1 protein-coding gene and 1 pseudogene are annotated in these 814 nt (G+C 35.4%); both read left to right on the forward strand.

Going from position 1 to position 814, the window contains the following annotated elements; genetic code table 11:
- Positions 1–50 precede the first annotated feature (50 nt).
- Positions 51–260 carry a hypothetical protein gene (locus WS40_RS10855; protein ID WP_022293003.1) on the forward strand — a complete coding sequence of 70 codons (210 nt, stop codon included), beginning with the start codon at positions 51–53 and terminating at the stop codon, positions 258–260.
- 267 nt (positions 261–527) lie between these two features.
- Positions 528–814 (forward strand): annotated as a pseudogene (locus tag WS40_RS10860) (hypothetical protein); the annotation flags it as partial.

The raw sequence follows: 814 nt of genomic DNA on the forward strand, positions 1-814 counted from the left end.
AGTACAGAATTGTAGATTGATGATTTTGTATGAATAAGGAGCGAACTGAATTGAACAAAGAGTTAAAAGTTATAGATTTTTATTGTAAGAAGTGCAAGAAGAGTATGAAAGTTTCATACATGGTTACAGGTAACAGAAATTATCCGGTACTGCCGAGAGTTATGATGAAATGTCACCATTGTGGTAGAGTAATGACCTTGAAGAATTTCAAGGAAGGTGAGCTGCTGGATAAGGTAGAACAGGATAAGTATTATATCTGATACGTACAGTCAAAAATCTTCACAAAGAGATATATGGATGGAACTCTTTCCAAATCGAAAGATGGATATAGAGCAAAATAATAGAAGAGGCGATCGCTAAAAAGTGATCGCTTGATGAACAACAAAATGTAATTAGTAGTATTATGCAAATGATACTAATTCAATTGTTTATGGTTTGGTCGGTACAGGGAAATACATTACCTATGAGGAATTGACACATAATGGTCAAAGTAAAATTCTGCAAGATTTTTAATTATCAGATTGCATATGAGATTCGTTTGCAGCAGGATAGATGAATCAGTCGAATTATCGAATCAGTTTAATCAGATGATAAATCCTGAGACAGGCAGATTTTTTTGTACAATTGCATTAAATGGAGATGCCACTAACAAAACTAATGCAGATCAGATATTTGACACGGAAAGAACAGAGAAAATAGATAAAGCAGATGGAAAAATGCAGCCACTGGATTACATATTTTCCGTCGAGATTTTAAATGAGGGCTGGGAGTTTCCGGGAGGTAAGATTGAGTCTGGTGAGACGCCGCAGCAGGA

The organism is Ruminococcus sp. N15.MGS-57 (genome assembly GCF_000980385.1).
Taxonomy (GTDB): Bacteria; Bacillota; Clostridia; order Oscillospirales; family Ruminococcaceae; genus Hominimerdicola; species Hominimerdicola aceti.